The organism is Sulfurospirillum sp. (genome assembly GCF_036802865.1).
In the GTDB taxonomy this organism is placed as follows: domain Bacteria; phylum Campylobacterota; class Campylobacteria; order Campylobacterales; family Sulfurospirillaceae; genus Sulfurospirillum.
Map to the genome: position 1 here is coordinate 1 of NZ_DAIRVK010000001.1, position 22,120 is coordinate 22,120.

A 22,120-nucleotide genomic window follows, 5' to 3' on the forward strand; every position below is an offset into this window, starting at 1 on the left:
GTTCTCTCAAACGAGGACGAAATTATATAGACTTACACCTTAAAAGAAGGTTAAAAGGCAATACGATTTAAGTAGTTTTTTTATCCCTCTCAATTTGATTTATTTTTTGTTTACTCTCTTTCCATATAATAGAGATCTTAAAAATTGCATTCCAGCTTTTGAATTTGATAGAATGCGTTTTGATTTAACATGTATTAGTACATATCACAAGGAGAATTACTATGGGACTGTATGACAGAAATTACATACAAGATCGCTCAAATGAAAATAGTTATGAGCATACAAGAGTCAATGAAAGCTCTATGGGAGTTTTTATTAAACAGACTTATCAACTGTTTGCAGCCTCACTGCTTGCTGCAAGTGCGGGTGCTTATATCGGGATTGGTATGGCAAAGACTATCTCTTCTTGGTATTGGGGTCTTGTTATTTTAGAGTTTGTTTTTTTATTTGGGCTATATGCTGCCAAAAGAAAACCAGGTCTTAATATGGTTTTACTGTTTGGTTTTACGTTTATTAGTGGATTAACACTGGTACCTTTACTCTCTCATACATTAGGTATGGCAGGTGGTGCGAGTATTGTTGCGAACGCTTTTATTCTAACAACCGTTGCTTTTGGTGGACTTTCAGTGTTTGCAATGAATACTAAAAGAGATTTTTCATCAATGGGTAAAATGTTATTTATTACATTAATTGTTATTGTGGTTGCAGGGATCATCAATATCTTTTTTCATAGCCCAATACTACAACTTGCCATTGCAAGTATTAGCTCTATTTTGTTTAGTGCTTTCATTCTTTATGATACACAAAATATTATCAAAGGTGCTTATGAAACACCTATTGAAGGTGCTATTGCATTGTATTTAGACTTTTTAAATCTCTTTATTTCATTGCTCCAAATTCTTGGTATTTTTGGATCACGCGACGAATAAGGTTTGAAAGAGGCATAAAAAAAGGGGGCGAGAGGATAAATCCTCTCGCCCCCTTTTGCATTTACATGTAAAACATTAACCTAAAGGTTCATTGACCTTAATCTCACATTTACCATTCTTTTCACATTTGATATTTGCATCAAAATAGAGGATTTTACTTACATCAATTTTTGCATCTTTAAGTTTCATAAATGCTTCCATAGAACGTCCTCCGGCAGAACAGTTAAAAATAACCACCTTAGCTTTAGGTAATTTTGCCGCTAAATCTTTTGCATCTAATTTTCCAGCTTCAATATTAACAGCTCCTTTGATATGACCATTGGCAAATTCTCCTGCGGTACGCACATCTATAACAGCTACATTTGCAGGAATTTTATCACTCATGATCAATGCTTTATACCATTCACCATCAACACTTCCTTCATCTTCGCCCAATTTAACGCCCTCAACAAAGGCATCTTTTTTAGAAGCTGGAGCTGCTTCTACTTTTTTCACACTACCGGCAGTTGTTTGGAGCCCTGCTTCTTTCCATTCAGGATACCCACCTGAATAAACACTAATTTTTTCATAACCAAATAACTGAAGCTTTTTAGCAAGATTGTGTGATTTTGCACATGAATACCCTTCACAAAATGCCACAATAGGTGTTGTCTTATCCGCAGGTAAACGACCTTTAAGTTTATCAACCTCTTCATCACTCATATAAAGCGCACCAGGGATCGTTCCTGCTATATATTTTGCGTACGGGCGTGCATCCATCATAACTGCACTATTGTTTTTAAAAATGGCTTGAGCTACTGGTAATCCAATCTCTGGATAATTTTTACTGATCCATTCTGGTTCACCGGCTTGATAAAGTTTTACATTTGTAAAACCTATGCTCTTTAAATGATTGGCTACAATTGGGCTTTTTTCACAATCCCATCCGCCACAAAAGACAATAATCTCTTTATCTTTAGCTACTTTATCCAGTTGACCAATAAACTTATCAATTTGTGTATCAGGAATATTGATACTTGAAGGGATTGTGCTACTTAAATATTTTGGATTAGGACGGGCATCAATAAGAAGTGCTTTGGCACCTTCTCGAGTTCCATTTCCAATTGCTTGCTTCACATAGTCATAATCTACATTAACGAGCTTATACTGCTCCATTAGCCCTTTAACATGCTCTGTTGGGGCTGTCAATACTTTGGCACTTGGAGTTGCACTGGCTTCTGGTTGTGTCGTACATCCAGAAAATAATAAACCTGCAACAACAATGCTTGCACTAATTACTTTGAGTTTCATCTTATCTCCTCTTTATTATATCTCTTGTACAGACTCACTAGCCTCAAGATACCTAATTAATGTTAATCACTTTTGTGACACCAAAGACATTTTCCTAATTATTATATAAATAAAATATAATAATTATCTTACTTTATTACTTAAGAAGGTTTAAATATTTAAAAAAAATTGAAGAAGGTAATTATTTTTTACTTTGAGTAGCATAGAAGATCAATGAGGTTGAAATAAAGTACTATACAGTGAATATTTTTCCACTGTATAGTCTAAAATTACTATTTAGTGATGCGCACTTTCCGTATCATCAAGATTAAATATTTTATCCGCAAGATAATACAGAAACAACGCCACACCGATACCGCCAAATCCTATTGCAAATTCAGCCGCAGAAGGGAAATACTCTACAAACGTAGGCGCGACTTGATATTCTACTCTCTTAAGTGTTGTCATTGGGTACAGTAAAGTATCATGCACTAAATCATAACGCATAAAAAAGATACCAACCATTCCCGTAATAGAAGCATAAACCGTTGCTTTAATGGCTTTTGCATTGCTCACTAAAATAATTGTAAAGGGAATCAACATTCCTAAAATCAATTCACCAAACCAAAAACTTGGATTTTTGATAGCGTGGAAAATTGTTGCTGCACGCTCTGGCATATCGCCATACAACGCTGTTAAAATTTTCCAGGCCTCAAAGAAAATAAGCACAGCTAGTAACATGCCCAAAATTTTTGAAAGCTTCACAAGCATAACACTTATTTTTTCAGGAAAATTCATTTTGTACCTAAAACCATACATCAAAAAGACCAAATAACACCCTGTAATCATCGCGGAAAGAATGAAATAAACAGGATAAAAAACACCATTAGCCGAAGGTCTTGAAATTAAAAAGCCAAATACAGCTCCAAGATTAGAGTGTGCTGCAAGACCAACTAGGAGACCGCAAATACCAAAGATTTTAGAAAACGTGTGGTTGACTTTAATGGCTAGAAAGAAAAATTCCAAACAGATGAATGTTAAGTAAAGACCATACAGTGTTCCCATCCACCAAATAGCCGAAGTGAGTCCTGGGGTTAAAACATTGTAAATCAGCATCGTCATCGGATGACCAATTTCCAAGCCAATAACGGCAAAACCTGAACTGATGGTGATAATCGCACCTGCAATAGCGCGCTTACCGATTTGCTGAAACTCAGGAATTCCAAAAACATGCCCAATAGAGGAGATAATACAAAGACCCGTACTGGAAACAACAAAGAAAACGTACATCGCAATGAGTAAACCCCACGGATGTTGTCTTGTAACATTGTAAACATGGTGTCCATGTAAGATATACGCAACCGCACCTGCCATAAAAGCGGCAAGAAGTGCTACGGTTACAATGGCTATCCCTAGATTAAGGGGCGTTTTGTCAAAATAAAAGAGTTTTTTCAAAGAAATTGTTTGCATCATAAACTCCTACAAAATATAAAATAATTTTGGTTTAGTACCCAAGTGTTCTTTCACTTGACGGTACTCTTTGTTAGCAAGCAATACAGAAATCTCGCTGTTTGGATCATCTAAATCACCAAATACCCGAACTTTCGTTGGACACGTTGCTTGGCACGCTGTAGTTGTTTCGCCATTGGCAAGTCTGGTATCGGAACAGAAAGTACATTTATCAACCGTGTTGGTTCGATTATCGACATAACGCGCATCATAAGGACAGGCGTTGATACAATAGGTACATAAAATACATTTCGTTGGATCAACCATGACCATGCCACCTTTGCCATAATAAGTCGCATTGGTTGGGCAGACTTGTTGACAGGGTGCGTTTTCACAATGTTGACATTGACTCGGATGATACGTTTGCGAAGCAATAGAGATGTTCGGGAATTGCCCTTCCGCCTCTTTAACGCCAACCCAGATACGATAATGATCTTGGAGGAGTAAAACGCCATTCTCTTCTTTACATGCACTTTCACATGCTCTACAATTAATACAATTTTTGTAGTTTAGTGCCATTCCATAACGTGCCATGATTAAACCTTTCTAATTTCTACGATTGTGTCATGAAGACAGGTTGATCCGTGCATCGGCTCAATGCCATCTTCTATAATAGCTGCATCATTACCGCCATTGTTGTATCCAAGGCTAAGCGCTTTTGAGTAAACGCCAAAACCATGCACAAAAAAGAGTGTGTCTGGTCCAATTTTTTCTGTGGGATACGCTTTGATGGTTGTTTTTCCTACTTTGCTGGCAACTTCCAGCTTATCACCAAACTTAATGCCTAACTTATCGGCTACACGTTTATTGATCCATGCATAGTTTTGTGGCACAAGGTTAAGAAGCATTCGGTTATTCGCTGTTCCTGATTGCGTAAACTGCGCATGACGCCCTGTGATAAATCTAAATTTACCTGCAGGAATTGCCATTTCATACTCTTTTTTCCAAACAGGCATTGCATCGATGCCTTTCTTAGCAAGAGCAGGTACAGCACACTCAATTTTTCCCGATGGTGTAGCAAATTTTAAATTACGTACCGAATAGGCACGTTTCGCTTCGGGATAGTATTCATAGTCATTCACACTCACTTTTTTGAAGTATTCATTCATATTAGGGTAAAAGACACCCTTTTCTTTAAGAATCTCTGCTGCGCCTTCATACTTTTCGACAGCATGGGCATTGAGTTCTTCTTGATCGTGCACAAAAGGTTTGCTCAAGTCAAAGTCAGCATAGACTTTTTCTTCACCATCATCTTCAATAGATGCTTGAACATCTTCATCGTATTTTTTCGTAATCTCAAAAAGAGGTTTTGTTAGTTTCGCACTCAAACCTCTCATGATTTCCATGACAGGTTTGCTTTCAAACATAGGGTCAATGACTTTATTGCGTTGTGCAATGGCTGGCTCAATACCACCAAAAGAGACCACTGGATCAGTTCTCTCCAAATAAGTACACTCTGGTAAAATCACATCGCTGAGCATAACCGTGTCACTTGGCATTGTATCAATGGTTACAACCAAATCTAATTTTTTCAAAAATTCTGCTGTTTTGGCATTATTTGGCATATTTTGCATTGGATTGTGTTTGTAGTTAAAAAGTGCACGAATAGGATACGGACTTCTGTTTTCCAAAACCATATTTCTAAAAGCAACCCATGAGCCAGACCCGCCCACAACGGCGGCTTCATCTTTTTCGATACGAGGTTTTGCTTGTGCATACATAGGAGCAACTGCGTCATGTTCTACCAGTGGTAAGCTCTTACCAAAACAGATACCACCTTTCACATCAATACCACCACCAAGAGCCGAGAAAATAGCTTGAGCACGGCGAAGTTGGAAGTCATTTTTAGACCATGTTGTACGTCGTCCTTGATAATAAATCGCTTGAGGTGCATTTGCCATAAAATCACGCGCAACTTGGTAAATATCTGCTGCTTTAATACCCGTAATTTTTTCAGCCCACTCTGGGGTATAGTTGTTACTTAAAATATGCTCTTTATAGGCATCAAATCCGTTGAAATAATTTTCAACAAATGGCTTATTGTAACGCTCTTCTTTGATAACAACATAAGTCAGTGCTAAAACAAAAGCTAAGTCAGTGCCTACATTGATCGCCAGCCATTTATCACTTTTAGCCGCCGTATTGGTAAAACGAGGATCAACGGTAATCAGTTTGGCACCACGTCCGGTTGTGCGTTTAAAGAAGTCCATCGTATCTGGTGTAACAATCGCTTCAGCACGATTTGCACCTGCCATGATGACATATTTGGCATTATCCAAATCAGCCTGCCCATAACCACCAATAGTAAGAGAATAACCCGAAACAGTGGTTGCAAGACAAAGACTTGCATGGTTTAAAAAGTGTGAAGAACCGAACATTGTGAAGAAACTTTTAAAGGTGTGCTCCGCCATGCCCTCGCCCGCACAAAAAGCCACCGTTGAGCGGTTATCTTTCTCTTCATCCAAAATTTTGGTGAGTTTTTCGTTAATGTAAGCGTATGCTTCGTCCCAACTGACGCGCTTAAACTTTCCACTCCCTTTTTCACCATCACGGATGAGTGGGTATTTCAAACGATCAGGATCATATACTGCTTGTATGCCCGAATTACCACGAGGGCAAAGCATATTACGTGATTTTGGAAAAAGTGGGTTTGGATCAAGTTTTTCAATAACACCATTGTGAACATGCGCAATGGCAGCACATTTATTAACACACATCTCACAGAGTGTTGCTATTTTTTTATCTTCATTGCCAACTTTTTTGGCTGGTGTTGTAGCATTTGCTATAACGGAAGAGGAACTAAGGCTCACTCCGCCTGCTATTGACATCGCTACACTACCTTGAAGAAATCTCCTTCTTGAGATCTCTACTTTCATCGCGTCTCCTTGTTATCTTTTGCCTTTAAGTTTCACACTTTCAGATGAGGCCTAAAAGTGTGTCTTTATATATCCATTGTAAAGCATAAATCTTAGAAAGAACTTACAAAAGGTTAAAAAAAATATACAAATAATCTTTAAAGAGAGTCAAAATCCCTAGATAAGGTGATTTTATAAGATAAAAAAATATGATACTTTGTCATAAATTGTATTACAAAAGGTAAATTTTTATGTACTTTATTGGAAATATTTTTATAATTTAGAGATAAATTGTCTAAAGAAAGCCTGCATTTCTTTTAAGTTTTAGAGGCTATTTTGAGAGATTATATAAATTTAGGTTATATTTAATTAACCTTTTTAGACTTTTTTGACACGCCCCAAATAAAAAGAACTTCAAACTCGAGGTATTCATGCGGATAATTTTGGATCAATGCTTTTGTTTGAGCCACATTCAAATGCCTTTCACCACCACTAACACCACTCTTTTTAATATAACGAAATTTAGAAAGGTTGTCTTCAAAAAAGAGGCGAAATGTTTTGACTTCATGTGTACATGTAAAGTATGTTTCAAATATTTCCATGAGTGTTTTTGCATGAGGTAAAAAAGTGGATTGACCACTCATCGTATGGATTGTTTCAAAGGTTTTATCCGTAAAAATGGCAAATGCTCCTTCATGACATCTTATTGCTAATTTGGAAATCAATGCTTCAATATCACTTGCCCATTGAAGCGCGGATGAAGAAATAAGAAGATCATACGATGGGCTTAATTGTTCTAACAAAGCAGGTGCTTCAAAATTTTCGCAGATAATTTCCACTTCTTTACAGATAGGATGTAACTGGCACATTTTAAGCGCATTATCTACACCTGTAAAATGCTCTATATCCCACGTAATATTTTTGAAAACGGCTCCGCTCCCACACCCTAAATCCAGGATTTTTTTAGGTTGCGAATCAATATGTGAAACTAAATAATGCGCAATTTCACGCTGTAAAGAGGTATAGTCATCATAACTATGTGCATTTTTAGAAAATTCTTTAATATGTTTTGCAATCATATGTCTATTACTATTCACTTTTTTTCTAAAAATTATACTCTGCAGTGCCTAAAAAATGACTGTTTCATCTTTTATTATACTCTTTAGTAAGAAAGGACAATAATAGTTTAAGAATTTTTTTCATAAAATATCTAATAATACTCATAATAAGGGGCCACGATGTCTAAATGGGGGCGTTTAGGGATTTTGATGTGTCTTATTTTAAGCACACAACTATGGGCATCAATCGGTAAAGTTTCTCTTTTAAAGGGCGAAGCATCTGCAACTCGCAATAATCAAACGATGCCACTCTCCAATGGTACAACTCTTGAAGAACATGATCTTATCGCAACACGAGCCAACAGCCAAATTCAGCTTACGTTTGAAGATAAAACTGTCATCACACTTGGAAGTGAAAGTATCCTAGATATTAATCAGTATTTGAATGATGCTCAAGAACCGAAGGCTAAATTTAAATTTAATCAAGGCACATTCAAAAGCATTACGGGCAATATCGGAAAACAAGCACCTGAGAACTTTAATCTCGAAACAAAAACTGCAACCATTGGAATCAGAGGAACAACAGTGCTGGGACAAACCAGTATGCCTCCGAAAGATGGTCTCGAACAGCCCGATATTATTGGATGTTCTTCAGGTAAAATCGTTGTTGTAACACCTATGGGGTCTGTTGAAATAGGTGCTGGTTTTGCAACAACAGTCTCACCAAATCAAGCACCCTCCGCACCAAAACCACTCAGTGCCACCCCTCTAAATTCGACAGCATCAAGTTCGTCACAACCAACACAAAGTGGAAATGTCATCCTTGCCTCTTCTTCAACAACATCGACTACTAATCAAGTCAATGATGTTGCAAATAACACCTTACAACAATCAACGCAAAGCACTGTAGACAATTCTGCTACTACTGCCGTGAACAATCAATCACATTTTACCCCTAGCGTTGGGCTTACAGGTGGTACGTTGGATTATAATCCATTTGAAAGCTCCATCGATTATTATGCAAAAGGGATTAATTCAACATTGACACTTGTTTTGGGGTATCATCCAAGTGAATATACCCATTTACATTCATATACAACATTGATACTTAGTGATATTCCACTTATTGGAACAAACGGTTGGACCAATTTAAATAATCTCAATGCAGAGATAACAGATTTTAGTTACTTAACCAAGCCCCATAACACTTCCAATACCCCCGTAACACTTTCACACAACAGCAACAATATGACATTATCGAATTATGCTTTGATACAAGATGCCAATCAAGAACTCTTTATCGCATCTCTGAGAAATGAGGATGTTTTCTACACTCAAAAATTTATTATTGGACGACAGTCTTCTACGCTTTCTACCTCAACTATTCTCTATTATGCAGATCCGTTTGATTCCATTGCAGCACTGAATTATCCTGAATTAACAGGCTCGTTGAATGCTTTAGCGATCAATACAACCAATCGTAATGCGCTTGGATTTTCATTAGATGGAAGTGACAATAGCCTTATTATCACCCTTGGAACGGTTGATAGTCATAATAGCCTAACCTTAAAAGACTATACGCTCGTCAATTCACCGAATTCAAATTACATTAATCACTGGGCATATGCTAGTTTGTCAGGAGCACTTTACGGTAGTACAAATCAAGCTATTGGTGTCAATGGGATAGAAACAACTTATAATTATGATGGTGGTTATATCCCTAGCTATAGCACAACAACGGGTATTGCAGTGAAAACAACGACTTCAACACCTATTGCCTCTCAAAGGTATAACACGGTACAAACACTAGAAGGACTTATTACTAACAGCTCAGGCAACAGTGACTTGACCATTCAAATCAATAAAAACACAGGTGCGATTAGTGTTGCCTCATCTTCACTTACCATCGATGGAACAGGCTCGTCTAGTAAATCAGCATACATTCACGATGACTATTTTGCGGCTATCACGATAGATACTCATGACAATTCAACACCCTTACTTCAAAACTATCTTATTGCCATCCCACTCACAACGCAAGATGACTATGTTTCATGGGGATACTGGGGAAATAATCAACTCAACAATGTAGACCGAATAGAGAGACAAACATCACCTTTTAGTACTTGGGTTGCGGGAACAAAAACTGATCCAAGTGTGATCCAAAATCTTGTCACAAATACAGCATCTTACAGTTACAGCGGTACAGTGATTGGTGCTGCTAGAGACTGTGGTGTATGGGGATACATCTTAAATGATGCGAGCAATAGTGTCAATCTTGCCATCAATTTTGCAAACGTAAATCCTATCTCAGGCACCATAGCATTTAAGACCAGCAACAATCGATCATGGAGCAGTACGGTCACAACAAGTGCTCTAACAGCCAGTTCATCTAGCTTTACAGCTAATTTGGCGAGTGGAAACTCTAATGGAAGCTTAAAGGGAAATTTTTACGGACCAGCAGCTAATGCTCTTGCAGGTAGTTTCAATTTGTCAAAAACTTCTGATGATATAGCTTCTGGCTCATTCAAAGCAATTAAATAAGGGCTAACACCATGAGAAAAATTTTAATTTTTTGTTTTATCACCATTGCTTCACTCTCAGCGAGTTCTTTAGAGACTTTCAAAAGTGACTATACTCTTGCACTAAAGGCTTATAATGCGCAAGATTTTTTAAATGCCTATCAACAGTTTTACACGCTGAGTGAAATATCACCTGAGAATGTTGAAGTCAATTTTTATCTTGGAAGAGCAGCGTTGGAGCTTAAACATTATGATGATGCGGTAAGCGCGTTTGATCGTGTTCTTATCCTGAATCCTTCACATGTACGAACCAAGCTGGAATTAGCGCGCCTTTATTTTGAAATCCAACAATACGACACCGCTCAATCTCTTTTAGATGGTGTATTGCAAGAGCAATTGCCCCTTACTGTGCAAGAAAATGTGATTGCACTCAAAAGCGCTATTGAGCAACAAAGAGCAAAACACACGTTTGGTGGTGCTTTAATTTTAGCATGGGATTACGATACCAATATTGGTAATGATGTGGGACGAGGTGTAACTCAAAACATACCCAACATTATAGATTTACCTGGAAATAATCGACGTAAAAGTGCTGGTCTTGCACAAACATTGGTTTTAAACCACAGCTACGATATGGGTGAAAAAGGTGGCTTTGCTTGGGAAAGTACCTTTTTAGCTTACAATAAAAATCTTACACAGTACTCGGACAAAGACCTTATGCTTTTTTCGTTAGCAACAGGACCGAGCTATACTTATGATATTTATAAACTTTCACTTCAAGCCATTTATGACAAAGTTCGCTTAGAATCTGATGATTATATGAATATAAGCCGTGTCGCGCTTAACCTTAAAACAATTCTGACTCCCGAGTTAATGTTAGAAACGGACATTACTCAAAAACGCAGCCTCCACACGCAAAGTTCTAACACCACTGATTCTGATGCAACTGTTTATACTATGGGACTACGTTACGCACTCAACCCACAAGATCCATGGATTATTGCGGCCTATGTCACCTACAAAGATGAAAACGAGCGAAACAAAACAGCGGCACAATATGGTGTTTCATCGGATGAGTGGAACTATCGTTTGGAACTTTCAAAAGAGGTTTTCAAAGATTTTCGAGCTGCAATTGGATATGCCTATAAAGATACCACGTACAAAGAATTTGATGCACTTTTTAATCTCAAACGTAAAGATACTGAAGATTACTATACCGCTTCACTTTCATACATGCTCGATAAACAATCTTCAATCATGCTAGGCTACGCTTACAGTGACCATACTTCCAACAATGCTCTGTACACTTACAAAAAAAATGTTACGACTCTTTCGTACATTTACTCGTTTTAGCCTATGCGTAAAAGCCTAACACAGCTTCTCTTCGCTCTCATCATTATGGGAAGCTGTAGTATAGGTTATCTTCATTACAGCTCCTTTTGGCAACCCTTTGAATATAAAATCAAAGATATCATGCTTCAAAGGAGAGGTGAAATCAAAGGTGATGAAAATATTATTATCATTGACATTGATGAAAAAAGCCTCAAATCTCTTGGACAATGGCCATGGAGTAGAGATAAAATAGCAAAGCTCCTGCAAAATCTCTCCGATCTTGGTGTCGCCATCATAGGACTTGATGTTGTTTTTGCAGAAGCAGACAACAGCTCACCTCAAAAAGTCTTAAAACAATTAGGGCTTTCGTATCAAAATGCACCCGATTATGATGCAATTTTTGCACAAACAATTCACGAAACACCTACAATTGTAGGATATGTTTTTGCTTTAACCTCAGATGCCATCGAGCCTGAAGGAAGCCCTAAATCTGCCGCTATTATTGTAGAGCAAAATCGCCCAGTACACTCTTCACTCATCAAACCTTATCGCGCCATTTTAAACACTCCGAACATTCAAAAACAGGCGTACTCAAGTGGCTACTTTAACACCATTCCGGATGGTGATGGTATTGTGCGTAGTATTCCACTTATTATGGAGTATGATGGTATTCTTTACCCTTCGCTAAGCCTTGAAATGGTGCGTATTGCACTGAATGAAAAAAAAATTACGATTGCTTATGACGAAAGTGGTATTCGTCAAATTGAAATTGGCGAACATGTTATTCCTACCGACTTTTTTGGACGTTTGATGGTAAATTATCGAGGTAAGCAACACAGTTATAAGTATATTTCCGCTCTTGATGTCTACACGAACAGTGTCGATCCTTTACGTGTCAAAGATAAAATCGCTCTTGTAGGAACTTCCGCTGCAGGCTTACTTGATCTTAGAAGTACACCATTTGAGAGTGTTTATGCAGGTGTTGAAGTCCACGCCAACGCTATTGATAACATCTTACATCAAGAGTACATTGCAAAACCTATTTGGACACGGGGTGTTGATCTACTCAGTATTATTGCGTGTTGTATCATCACATTTGCCATTTTACTTTTACCAAGTGCCTTATTAAGCTTTACTACCCTTATAATGTTAAATCTTATTCTCATTCTGGCACACTACTACAGTATGATTTACCAAGGAATCTTATTCAATACACTTCTACCATTGGTAGCAATTAATATTCTTTTTATCGTAGGTCAAGCGATTAACTATTTTCTTGAAATAAGACAAAAAGAGCTCATCAAACATAAATTCGCAAGTAAAGTAAGCCCTGCTGTTATGAATAATATTCTCGCGAGCGAAGGCGATGTTCTGCAAGGCATTGAAAAAGAGATCACCATCTTTTTTTCTGATGTACGTGATTTCACAGCCATTTCCGAAGCATCAGGTGATGCAAAGCGCTTGATTCATCTTATGAATGCCTATATGGATCCTATGAGCCAAATTATTATTCGCTCGGGTGGTACGGTAGATAAATTTATTGGTGATGCCATCATGGCGTATTGGAATGCTCCTATTAGCATAAAAGATCATGCCGATAAAGCTGTAACAGCGGCTCTTCAGCAATTGCACCATCTCAAATCTCTTAATGCTGAATTAAAAGCCAATCCAGAATTTGAAAACATTGCTTCGATGGCCGAGCAAAAAGGTAAGCCTATCATTGACATTGGCATTGGAATTAACACAGGTGTCGCGATTGTTGGAGAAATGGGTACAACGAATCGTAGTGACTACACTGTCATTGGTGATCCAATCAACTTAGGTTCTCGATTGGAGTCATTATGCAAATACTATAACTCCCATCTAACCATCTCTAACTTTACCAAAGCCCAACTCAAAGATGCTTACATTTTTCGCTTTTTAGACTTAGTGACCGTCAAAGGTAAAAATGAACCTGTGGAAGTCTGGCAAGTTCATGATTTTGATGCACCTCAACATGAACCACTCTATGCAGTAAGCTATGAAGAGCTCCAAGAAGAGTTAAAGCTTCATCATGAGGCTATCGCACTTTATAAAGAAGCTCGTTTCACTGAAGCACTTGCTTATTTTGAAACACTGCAAAAAAGAGAAACGAAAACCAATCAAGCCATTTACACAATCTATTGTGAGCGTTGTTCACACTATATTACTTTCCCACCAAGTGCATTTAATGGTGTTTTTGTGCACACTACTAAAGGATAATAATGAGTTATATTCGTATTTTAGGTGCTTCTGGAAGCAGATCCAAAGAGTCTTTTAGCACATGTATTCAAGTGAGCAAACACACGTTGATTGATGCGGGTAATATTATGCATTCCCTTGGCGAAGATGCTTTTCATATCAACCATATTTTTTTCTCGCATGCTCATTTGGACCATATCATCGATACGGCATTCATGGTCGATAATTTTTTTGCCAAACGTACAGAAACACTCACACTTTATGGACTCCCAGCAACAATTAAAGCACTGCAAACACATCTTTTTAACAATGTTGTCTGGCCTGATTTTAGTAAACTTCATCTACCAAACAGCAAAATACCTGCTATTACTTATGTGACGATTGAACCACAACAAAGTTATGTCGTTGAAGAAGGTATAACACTCACTCCTTTTTTAGCCAATCATACAGTTCCTTGCTGTGGTTATATTATAGAGCAAAATAAAAGCGCTCTGCTCTTCTCAGGAGATACCTTTAGTAATGAAGCATTGTGGGAGTTACTGAACGAAAGATCTGAAATTAAAGCGCTTATCATCGATGTCTCTTTCCCAAATCATTTTGTGAAAATTGCAACCGAAAGTAAACATCTGACACCACACTTTTTAGCCGAAGGGATGAAACACCTCAAACGTAATGATGTGCATCTTTATATCAACCATCTTAAACCTTTTTATGCTGAACAAATCACACAAGAATTAAGTGCTATTGGCATTGCACAAGAAGCTGTTTTACACGATGGTGGAAGTATAGATCTCGCCACGGGTCATTTACAATACATTATGCCTGTAAGCATCGATGAACGTGTTCAAAAACTCACGGAGATAGGAACAGCGCTTTCTGCCAATGAGAACCTTGATGCACTTTTAGAAATGATCGTCACCGAAGCCAAAAATCTCACAGGAGCAGATGGAGGAACACTCTACTTGCTTGAAAAAGATGAACTACGTTTTCAAGTTATTCAAACAGACTCGTTAAATATCAAAATGGGAGGCAAGAGCGACAAAATAACATGGCCACCACTCCCACTCTATCTCGAAAATGGCACACCCAATAAAGCTATGGTAGCCGCGACATGTGCTTTAGAAGATCGACTTGTCAACATCCCTGATGTCTATGAAGCCGTAGGATTTTCTTTTGAGGGTACCAAAAAATTCGATCAAGGAACAGGGTATCGCTCCAAATCAATGCTCGTTATTCCCATGAAAAACCACGAGCATGAAATTATTGGCGTATTGCAGCTTTTAAATAAAATTGATGCACAAACGCATGAAGTGAGAGCATTTAACGTTGAAGATGAAAAAATCACCCTTTCTCTCGCATCGCAAGCTGCCATTGCTATTACCAACACATCGCTTATCCAAGGACTTGAAAATCTTTTAGAGTCTTTTCTTAAAAGCATCATTTTTGCTATCAGTAAAAAATCACCTTACACGGCTGGGCACATTGAACGTATGGTAAAACTTAGTGTCATGATCGCTGAGGCGATCAATCAAGATGACTCTTTATATGCAAAAAAACACTTCACCGAAGAAGAGATCAAGCAGATCAATTTTGCGGCACTGATGCATGACATTGGAAAATTAGCAACACCTGAACAAGTCGTCGACAAAGCGACAAAATTAGAAGCTATCGTTGATCGTATTTATATCATTGAATGTCGTATTAAAACAGTTGAAAAAGCTTTACGTGTAAAATTTTTAGAAGATAAAATTGCTATCATGGAAGGTAGACAAAAAGGCGATATGCAAGCGTTAGAAGAGACGTATCATCACGATCTTGAAACCTTAAAGAATACCTTTACACTTATCCAGTCGAGCAACAAAGGTGACACATTTCTGCATAATGAGACTGTTGCGAAGGTTCAATCACTGGCAAAAGAGTCATGGCACATAGGAGAAGAAAACTATAGCATTCTCACAGAAGATGAGGCGTATCATCTTAGCACCCAAAAAGGTACACTCACCTATGAAGAGCGCAAAATCATTAACGATCACGCGCAACTAAGCGTTGACATTTTAAACCGTTTGCCATTCCCTAAAAAATACCAACAGATTCCTCAAATTTCAGGAAATCACCATGAAAAAATCAATGGGAAAGGCTACCCACAAGGACTCAAAGGTGCTGAAATCAGCTTTGAAGCGCGTATTTTAGCCATTGCCGATATTTTTGAAGCCCTGACTGCCAGTGATCGCCCGTATAAAGCAGGTATGCCTCTTTCCTTGGCAATGAAAATTCTTCACAGTATGGCAAAAGAAGAAGAGCTGGACAAAGAGCTTGTAAAGTTTTTCTACGATTCTGGGCTCTATTTACACTATGCAAAAGAGGTGCTTCCTGCATCGAGCATTGACACCGTTACCGTGGATTTCAATACATTATAGTGTCTTATTTTTTGTTGGCTATTTCGATTTTTCGTGTCAAATCTAATGCAATATTTTGATACAAAAGCGCAAAAGGATAAGAATAAATTTCATTGCACTTCTCACCATTAATCTCAAAAGAGATAATGGTTGTCCCCTCTTTATACGAAAGGATGGTTGCATTTCTGGGTTTTTTGGTTAAAAATGCCATTTCACCAAACATATTCCCAGAATCAATCGTTGCAACAATTTTTTTGCCATCAACGACAACAACACCCATACCATTTAAAATAAAATAAATATCTTTAGTGGCATCCCCCGCATTCATAATCACGTCACCTTTGGCATAGCGTTTAAACTTGACATTGGTGGTCATACGGATAATATCTTCCTGTTTAATCCCATCAAACAGATAAATTTTATCACTAATCTCTAAGAGTTTTTCTTGGGAAACAGAGAGTTTATGCGCATGTCCCGCTTCTAAAATACGCGCAATCTCTTCTTTGGTGTAATTTGTATGTTTAATGACCATTGTTAATCCATTAGTGTTAGTACATTTTGAAGATAGGTATGCCACTTGATATCTTTAGCGTGTGAAAAATCAACCGTTTGCAAATATTGTTTTACAAATATTTTGGTCGATAACTCTTCTGTCAAATCTCCATCAATTCGCCTTGATTTTTTAAAAAAATCTCTAATAGAAGCACTTTTTTTTGCTTCATTCCACAACAATTTATCGAAATAATATGTTTTCGTGTTGATAATAGAACGTAAATTTTCAGCATACGCATCACGTTCTTTTTTAAACTCGCGTAAAAATTGTTCTTTGATATACGCCCCAAATTCCGTACGCTCTTCATCGTTTTGTAAGTGTTCCATTTTACCAGTTCGTTTAGCCTCCTTTTCACTTAAACGTGTATGGAGCCCATCAAGGTCGCCTACAGACTTTAAAAAATGGTATTTAAACACAATAGAAATATCTTTAGATTTTTCAAGAAAATTTTTATAAAAATTATTGAGGAAAACAATATCTTTGTAAAATTTAGAAAGTAACCCATCAATGGCTTGAACATCATTAGCACCGATAGTATTGTAAGCTGCTGCAATGAAGCGATTGAGTTTCATATAATCAACTTTTTTTTGGTACGCAAATCCATTGCTCTCTAAAAAGTTGATATTAAATTTTAAAACTTCATACTCATCATTAAAATATGTCTGTGTAAAATCTTCAATAATTGCTATGAGATCAAAAACAAGTTCTGAAGCTTCAGCTTCTAATCCATCCAGAGGCTCATTCATTGTATTATCTATCATCATTTACACTCCCTCTCTATCTATTATGATTATAACAAAAAGCGCGGTCTTATTAAACTATTTCTTGCCTCTTTTAAAAGTGATTTCTTAATGTTTAACGATTCTTTAACACGTTTTGGATATAATCCTTAGTTCTACATTATTTTGAAAACAAAGGACATCCCTTATGACCACCGTTTTATTGGTTTTACAATTTGTATTAACCGCTATTTTAACTGTTTCTGTACTTCTACAAAAAAGCTCATCTATCGGTCTTGGTGCTTACAGTGGAAGCAACGAATCCCTCTTTGGTGCAAAAGGACCAGCGGGTTTTATGGCAAAATTTACTTTCATCATTGCAACACTTTTTATTGTAAATACACTTGCTTTGGGTTATTTTTACAATCAAGATAAAAAAGTATCGATTGCAGAAGATATTAAAATCGAAAAAAGCGTTGTACCAAGCGTTCCAGCTCCTGTGACATCTGCTCCAGCAGCTCCTGAAGCGCCTACATCTAAATAACCTCGCATGAAATCTTTTTGGCTTGTGTTGTGTTTGAGTGTGATGGTATGGGCAGATGCCCATATCTTCATCTACCACCGTTTTAACGATTCCAGATATCCCACCACCAACACAACCCTTGAAGAACTTCGCAAAGAGTTCGACTACTTCAAAAAAAATGGTTATGAAGTCATTCCTCTTGAAAAACTTGTACGTGCTCTTCACAACAAGGAAACCATTCCTGACAATTGGATTGTTCTTACAATTGATGATAACTACAAAAGTTTTTATGAGCATGGTTTAGCACTTTTTAAAGAGTACAATTACCCCTTCACAATGTTCGTTTATGTCGGAGCCACCGAGCAAAAATACGGCGATTTTATGAGTTGGGAACAACTTAAAGAAACCAGCAAATACGGTTCTTTAGAATTTCACTCACTAAACCATCCCCACATGACAGAACTCAGTGATGAAGCACTTAAAAAAGACTTCGATGAAGGTTTGAATTTATTTGAAAAACGTCTTGGTATTAAACCTCATTACTTCTCTTACCCTTTTGGCGAATTTAGTCCTCGGGTCAAAGCGATTGCAACAAGCTATGGTTTTGAAGCGATCTTAAACCAGACAATGGGTGCTGTTGCAAGTTTCAGTGACCCGCTGGATTTAGATCGCTCGGCGCTTGTTGGGAGAAGTGATTTAGCAGGATTTCTGAAATACAAAGCTCTTGAAGCCACATGGTTTGAGCCCAACGTGTTACTGAGTGATGGCAAGCTTGCATCTTTGCATGTAAAAGCTGTGACCAATGCAACCAAAGGTGGTATATACATCAGCGAACACGGCTATCAAGAAGTCAGTTTAAGTGATGGCGTATTTGAAGCTCAAATTAATAAAATACTCACCAAAGATCGTACACGGATTATTGTTTCCGTGGGCAACAAAATTTCAACAAAATTGCTTGTCAAAGACAAGTTTAGTAAATAATTTTAACTTACAAAGAGGTACAAAATGGAATTAAACAAAATCTATGCTGAACAAAAAGAGCATATGGAAAAATGTATCGCGGCACTCAAACGTGACTTTATGACCATTCGTAGTGGTAAAGTCTCTACAACAATTTTAGATAATATCCATGTGGATTACTACGGAACACCAACTGGTCTTAGCCAAGTGGCAACTGTTCTAGCAACCGATGCGACAACCATCACAATTTCTCCTTGGGAGAAAAAAATGCTCAGAGAGATCGAAAAAGCGATTATGCAAGCTAACATCGGTGTCAATCCAAACAACGATGGCGAAAGTATTAAACTCTTCTTTCCACCAATGACAACTGAGCAACGAAAAGAAGGTGCAAAACAAGCTAAAGCTATGGGCGATAAAGCTAAAATTGCCATCCGAAATGTGCGTAAAGACTCTAATGACCAAGTTAAAAAATTGGAAAAAGATAAATTGATTACCGAAGATGGCTCTAAAAAAGGTCAAGATGAAGTTCAAAAAATCACTGACGCAACCGTTTCTAAAGTCGATGAACTCGTAAGAGAAAAAGAATCTGAACTCCTAAAAATTTAAGGGTAAATATGCAAGTTGAAAAAATTTATAAAGACGCCAATGCCCTTTTAGAGGGACATTTTTTACTGAGCAGTGGTAAACACTCCCGATATTATCTTCAAAGTGCGAAAGTTTTGGAAGATCCTAAAGTAGCTGAGAAACTAGCGGTTGAATTAGCAAAAATGATTCAAGCGTCTAACCTTGAAATCGATACTATCTGCTCACCAGCACTTGGTGGTGTTTTAGCAGGTTATGAGCTTGCACGTGCTCTTGGAAAACGTTTTATTTTTGCAGAACGTGTCAACGGTGAAATGACGATTCGCAGAGGCTTTGAAGTCAAAAAAGGTGAAAAAATCCTTGTGTGTGAAGACATCATCACAACAGGTGGATCTGCTTTGGAAGCTGCTAAAATTGCTGAAAGTATGGGTGGCGTTATTGTTGGCTTTGCAGCCCTTGCAAACCGCGGTTTTTGTAAACGTGTCGGCAGTAACCTAGAAGGTAAGCCTACTTGTAAACTTCCAAATGATGCTCCATTTTTTGCACTGGCTGATTTTGAATTTGACATTTATGAACCAAGTGAATGCCCTTTATGTAAAGAAGGAAGCACTGCGCACAAGCCAGGCAGTAGAGGAAACTAAATTTTAATGCGATGGAGAGCTACTAAAAAAGGAGGCAGAAAAGAGCAAAAAAGCACTTTGCCTTCTTACGCCATCGCACCTTTTCAAAAACGATTCAAAGCTTTTGTCGTTGATTCTTTTATGCTGTTGATGCCCATTCTCTACATTATTTTTTATATGATTTATGGCTCCCGTGAAGGCTTTGCGGCACATATGTTTCAAGGCTGGCTTCTTATTTTAATTCCTTATGGCATCGTAACTATCATTTTTCTAAAACGAAGTGGTCAAACCCCTGGTTATAAAGCATATGATCTAACCCTCATTGATCTTAGCACAGGACAAAGCACTTCTGTATCACACCTTTTTTTACGCTATATTTTAATGCTTCTCACTGTGTGTACTATCATTGGCATCTTCGTACCGCTCATGCGTAAAGACAAGCTTTCACTTTATGATCTCGGAAGTCGCAGTGCTCCTATTTACAAGTGAGCATTCATGATTTTTTTTAAAATTTCTGGCTTTTTCTTTTTCTATTTTGTCGTAACAGGCGTTTATGTTATTTTTATGCCTAAGATTTTACAGATGTTAGGTTACAGTGCACTGCATATCGGAGCCATCTTTGCGCTTGCGCCTTTGATGCGCTTTTTTGTCCCTTTTTTCTTTCTTAAACATTTTGAACTAACACAAAAAGTATTTTACATAGCCCTTGGTGGGGCACTCTTTGCCATTGTGATGTTTTACCCAACCATTCATCACTTCTATCTCTTTATGCTCCCAAATATGCTTTTAGGTGCTTGTTTAGGCATGATCCTGCCTTATATTGAAACTTACGCGATGGAGCATCTGCAAAAAGAACGTTTTGGTAAGTCTCGCCTGTTCGGCTCCATTGGGTTCATGCTCATAGGTATTATTCTGGCTCGTCATTTAGAGGACTATACCAATGGACTGCATTATTTACTTCTTGCAATCAGTTTAACTGCTTTTTTTGCCTACTGGCTGACACACAACAATACCCATTTTATGACCTCAAGTGTTGTCAAAGAAGAAGCTTTTAACTTCTTACATGTAAAGTATTTATGGATCAGTCTGTTTTTGATGCAAGTAAGTTTTGGAGGGTTTTATAACTTTTTTACCATCTATGAGACAGCGCATGGTATCAGTCTTGAAGTCACAAGTTATTTATGGGCATTTGGCGTTATATGCGAAATTGTTTTGTTCTATTTTCAAGCACCCTTATTACAGCGCTTTAGCCTTTTATCGTTGGTAAAATTTGGTGTTTTTGCAACAGCATCTCGTTGGTTATTACTCTTCCTATTTCCTTCATCTCTTTTTGTTTCTTATGCCGCTCAATCACTTCATGCCTTTAGTTTTGCACTCCATCATACCGCAGCATTGAGTCTTTTGTATACACTCTATGCCCATAAAAAACTAGCCGCTCAATTTTACTATGGCTTTTCATTTGGGTTAGGAGGTTTTGTAGGAGCACTGCTTGCAGGGTATTTTTATGGTGAGTATCTTTACCTGTACACGAGTTTCGTTGCACTACTTTCACTTGGAAGCTTAATGCTTTTCAAGGGGAAAGAATAAAATTCTTAATATAAATCGTCTCAACCTGATACCCAAAGGTATTTTCTATCATATCACTTAGCTCTTCTTTCAATCGCTCTTTTCCATTAACGGTTTCTAAACCATTTGCATCCATGGTATTAAGATACTGCAATACAGCGTTACGAACATTGTCCATATTGCCCTGTATCGCTTTTTTAGCTGCTTTATTTTTTAAAACCAATGCTATGTCTGCTTTTAAGATTTTGTATTTTTGCGATCTAATATTGATGTAAATGGTATCTAAACTTACTTCTTTGGCATCTGTACTGGTATTCGTCGTTTTCTTGACAGGAACAGTTTCATAAGATGATTGAGTGTTATCTTCCTTGAGCATATAATTGATTGTAATAAACCCAATAACAATTAACAGTGCAATAAACCCTAAAGAGATTTTGAGTAGTTTTTCATTAAACATCGAATAGGTACTCCATAGTTTTTCATTAAGTTTTTATAATGGAATAATAT

At 37.5% G+C, this 22,120-nt stretch carries 19 protein-coding genes; 11 read left to right on the forward strand and 8 right to left on the reverse strand.

Annotation, left to right across the window (positions count from 1 at the left end; genetic code table 11):
• Window positions 1–221: 221 nt before the first annotated feature.
• The gene (locus tag V7Q04_RS00005) at window positions 222–929 is read left to right on the forward strand and encodes a Bax inhibitor-1/YccA family protein (RefSeq protein WP_333802877.1); all 708 of its coding nucleotides are present in this window, start codon (window positions 222–224) and stop codon (window positions 927–929) included.
• A gap of 75 nt (window positions 930–1,004) precedes the next feature.
• Here V7Q04_RS00005 and V7Q04_RS00010 read toward each other — a convergent pair whose 3' ends face one another.
• The 5 genes from V7Q04_RS00010 to V7Q04_RS00030 form a co-directional block, all read right to left on the reverse strand.
• Window positions 1,005–2,219 carry a rhodanese-like domain-containing protein gene (locus V7Q04_RS00010; RefSeq protein ID WP_333802878.1) on the reverse strand — a complete coding sequence of 405 codons (1,215 nt, stop codon included), beginning with the start codon at window positions 2,217–2,219 and terminating at the stop codon, window positions 1,005–1,007.
• A 276-nt stretch (window positions 2,220–2,495) separates the two neighbouring features.
• Window positions 2,496–3,668 (reverse strand): NrfD/PsrC family molybdoenzyme membrane anchor subunit, encoded by a 1,173-nt coding sequence (gene nrfD, locus V7Q04_RS00015; protein ID WP_333802879.1) that lies wholly within the window; start codon window positions 3,666–3,668, stop codon window positions 2,496–2,498.
• A gap of 9 nt (window positions 3,669–3,677) precedes the next feature.
• Window positions 3,678–4,241, reverse strand: a complete 564-nt coding sequence (locus V7Q04_RS00020; RefSeq protein ID WP_333802880.1) for a 4Fe-4S dicluster domain-containing protein — start codon at window positions 4,239–4,241, stop codon at window positions 3,678–3,680.
• 2 nt (window positions 4,242–4,243) lie between these two features.
• Window positions 4,244–6,583: a molybdopterin-containing oxidoreductase family protein gene (locus tag V7Q04_RS00025; RefSeq protein WP_333802881.1), complete on the reverse strand. Its 2,340-nt coding sequence runs from the start codon at window positions 6,581–6,583 to the stop codon at window positions 4,244–4,246.
• Between the two features lie 344 nt (window positions 6,584–6,927).
• The gene (locus V7Q04_RS00030) at window positions 6,928–7,659 is read right to left on the reverse strand and encodes a methyltransferase domain-containing protein (protein ID WP_333802882.1); all 732 of its coding nucleotides are present in this window, start codon (window positions 7,657–7,659) and stop codon (window positions 6,928–6,930) included.
• Window positions 7,660–7,800: 141 nt separating this feature from the next.
• Between V7Q04_RS00030 and V7Q04_RS00035 the strand changes: the two genes are divergently transcribed.
• Genes V7Q04_RS00035 through V7Q04_RS00050 form a run of 4 tightly spaced genes read left to right on the forward strand, consistent with a single transcriptional unit; the run spans window position 7,801 to window position 16,111 of the window.
• Entirely contained in the window at window positions 7,801–10,164 is a 2,364-nt protein-coding gene (locus V7Q04_RS00035; RefSeq protein WP_333802883.1) for a FecR domain-containing protein, read from the forward strand.
• A gap of 11 nt (window positions 10,165–10,175) precedes the next feature.
• Window positions 10,176–11,495: a surface lipoprotein assembly modifier gene (locus tag V7Q04_RS00040; protein WP_333802884.1), complete on the forward strand. Its 1,320-nt coding sequence runs from the start codon at window positions 10,176–10,178 to the stop codon at window positions 11,493–11,495.
• A 45-nt stretch (window positions 11,496–11,540) separates the two neighbouring features.
• Window positions 11,541–13,715 (forward strand): CHASE2 domain-containing protein, encoded by a 2,175-nt coding sequence (locus V7Q04_RS00045; protein WP_333803681.1) that lies wholly within the window; start codon window positions 11,541–11,543, stop codon window positions 13,713–13,715.
• Between the two features lie 2 nt (window positions 13,716–13,717).
• A complete protein-coding gene (locus V7Q04_RS00050; protein ID WP_333802885.1) occupies window positions 13,718–16,111 on the forward strand; it encodes an HD domain-containing phosphohydrolase in 2,394 nt (797 codons plus the stop codon).
• 4 nt (window positions 16,112–16,115) lie between these two features.
• On the opposite strand, the gene V7Q04_RS00055 is transcribed toward V7Q04_RS00050, so the two are convergent.
• Complete coding sequence (locus V7Q04_RS00055) at window positions 16,116–16,622, reverse strand: cyclic nucleotide-binding domain-containing protein (RefSeq protein WP_333802886.1); 507 nt, start codon at window positions 16,620–16,622, stop codon at window positions 16,116–16,118.
• Window positions 16,623–16,624: 2 nt separating this feature from the next.
• Window positions 16,625–17,407 (reverse strand): hypothetical protein, encoded by a 783-nt coding sequence (locus V7Q04_RS00060; protein WP_333802887.1) that lies wholly within the window; start codon window positions 17,405–17,407, stop codon window positions 16,625–16,627.
• 163 nt (window positions 17,408–17,570) lie between these two features.
• Between V7Q04_RS00060 and secG the strand changes: the two genes are divergently transcribed.
• The 6 genes from secG to V7Q04_RS00090 are packed head-to-tail and all read left to right on the forward strand — an operon-like array spanning window position 17,571 to window position 21,634.
• Window positions 17,571–17,906, forward strand: a complete 336-nt coding sequence (gene secG / locus V7Q04_RS00065; protein ID WP_333802888.1) for a preprotein translocase subunit SecG — start codon at window positions 17,571–17,573, stop codon at window positions 17,904–17,906.
• A gap of 6 nt (window positions 17,907–17,912) precedes the next feature.
• Window positions 17,913–18,866 (forward strand): polysaccharide deacetylase family protein, encoded by a 954-nt coding sequence (locus V7Q04_RS00070; protein ID WP_333802889.1) that lies wholly within the window; start codon window positions 17,913–17,915, stop codon window positions 18,864–18,866.
• 24 nt (window positions 18,867–18,890) lie between these two features.
• Window positions 18,891–19,451: a ribosome recycling factor gene (frr, locus tag V7Q04_RS00075; protein ID WP_333802890.1), complete on the forward strand. Its 561-nt coding sequence runs from the start codon at window positions 18,891–18,893 to the stop codon at window positions 19,449–19,451.
• An 8-nt stretch (window positions 19,452–19,459) separates the two neighbouring features.
• On the forward strand, window positions 19,460–20,068 hold the full coding sequence (gene pyrE / locus V7Q04_RS00080; protein WP_333802891.1) for an orotate phosphoribosyltransferase: 609 nt from the start codon (window positions 19,460–19,462) through the stop codon (window positions 20,066–20,068).
• Between the two features lie 6 nt (window positions 20,069–20,074).
• Window positions 20,075–20,536 (forward strand): RDD family protein, encoded by a 462-nt coding sequence (locus V7Q04_RS00085; protein ID WP_333802892.1) that lies wholly within the window; start codon window positions 20,075–20,077, stop codon window positions 20,534–20,536.
• Between the two features lie 6 nt (window positions 20,537–20,542).
• The gene (locus V7Q04_RS00090) at window positions 20,543–21,634 is read left to right on the forward strand and encodes an MFS transporter (RefSeq protein ID WP_333802893.1); all 1,092 of its coding nucleotides are present in this window, start codon (window positions 20,543–20,545) and stop codon (window positions 21,632–21,634) included.
• On the opposite strand, the gene V7Q04_RS00095 is transcribed toward V7Q04_RS00090, so the two are convergent.
• Complete coding sequence (locus tag V7Q04_RS00095; protein ID WP_333802894.1) at window positions 21,618–22,070, reverse strand: flagellar basal body-associated FliL family protein; 453 nt, start codon at window positions 22,068–22,070, stop codon at window positions 21,618–21,620. The genes V7Q04_RS00090 and V7Q04_RS00095 overlap by 17 nt on opposite strands.
• Window positions 22,071–22,120: the final 50 nt, after the last annotated feature.

Bases quoted from the DNA above. Each gene is read 5' to 3' on its own strand.
- V7Q04_RS00025 (WP_333802881.1), bottom strand. From the start codon at position 6,583: ATGAAAGTAGAGATCTCAAGAAGGAGATTTCTTCAAGGTAGTGTAGCG.
- V7Q04_RS00045 (WP_333803681.1), top strand. From the start codon at position 11,541: ATGGGAAGCTGTAGTATAGGTTATCTTCATTACAGCTCCTTTTGGCAA.
- pyrE (WP_333802891.1), top strand. From the start codon at position 19,460: ATGCAAGTTGAAAAAATTTATAAAGACGCCAATGCCCTTTTAGAGGGA.
- V7Q04_RS00085 (WP_333802892.1), top strand. From the start codon at position 20,075: ATGCGATGGAGAGCTACTAAAAAAGGAGGCAGAAAAGAGCAAAAAAGC.
- V7Q04_RS00020 (WP_333802880.1), bottom strand. From the start codon at position 4,241: ATGGCACGTTATGGAATGGCACTAAACTACAAAAATTGTATTAATTGT.
- V7Q04_RS00010 (WP_333802878.1), bottom strand. From the start codon at position 2,219: ATGAAACTCAAAGTAATTAGTGCAAGCATTGTTGTTGCAGGTTTATTA.
- V7Q04_RS00095 (WP_333802894.1), bottom strand. From the start codon at position 22,070: ATGTTTAATGAAAAACTACTCAAAATCTCTTTAGGGTTTATTGCACTG.
- V7Q04_RS00005 (WP_333802877.1), top strand. From the start codon at position 222: ATGGGACTGTATGACAGAAATTACATACAAGATCGCTCAAATGAAAAT.
- secG (WP_333802888.1), top strand. From the start codon at position 17,571: ATGACCACCGTTTTATTGGTTTTACAATTTGTATTAACCGCTATTTTA.
- V7Q04_RS00040 (WP_333802884.1), top strand. From the start codon at position 10,176: ATGAGAAAAATTTTAATTTTTTGTTTTATCACCATTGCTTCACTCTCA.
- frr (WP_333802890.1), top strand. From the start codon at position 18,891: ATGGAATTAAACAAAATCTATGCTGAACAAAAAGAGCATATGGAAAAA.
- V7Q04_RS00090 (WP_333802893.1), top strand. From the start codon at position 20,543: ATGATTTTTTTTAAAATTTCTGGCTTTTTCTTTTTCTATTTTGTCGTA.
- V7Q04_RS00055 (WP_333802886.1), bottom strand. From the start codon at position 16,622: ATGGTCATTAAACATACAAATTACACCAAAGAAGAGATTGCGCGTATT.
- V7Q04_RS00070 (WP_333802889.1), top strand. From the start codon at position 17,913: ATGAAATCTTTTTGGCTTGTGTTGTGTTTGAGTGTGATGGTATGGGCA.
- V7Q04_RS00050 (WP_333802885.1), top strand. From the start codon at position 13,718: ATGAGTTATATTCGTATTTTAGGTGCTTCTGGAAGCAGATCCAAAGAG.
- V7Q04_RS00060 (WP_333802887.1), bottom strand. From the start codon at position 17,407: ATGATGATAGATAATACAATGAATGAGCCTCTGGATGGATTAGAAGCT.
- V7Q04_RS00035 (WP_333802883.1), top strand. From the start codon at position 7,801: ATGTCTAAATGGGGGCGTTTAGGGATTTTGATGTGTCTTATTTTAAGC.
- nrfD (WP_333802879.1), bottom strand. From the start codon at position 3,668: ATGCAAACAATTTCTTTGAAAAAACTCTTTTATTTTGACAAAACGCCC.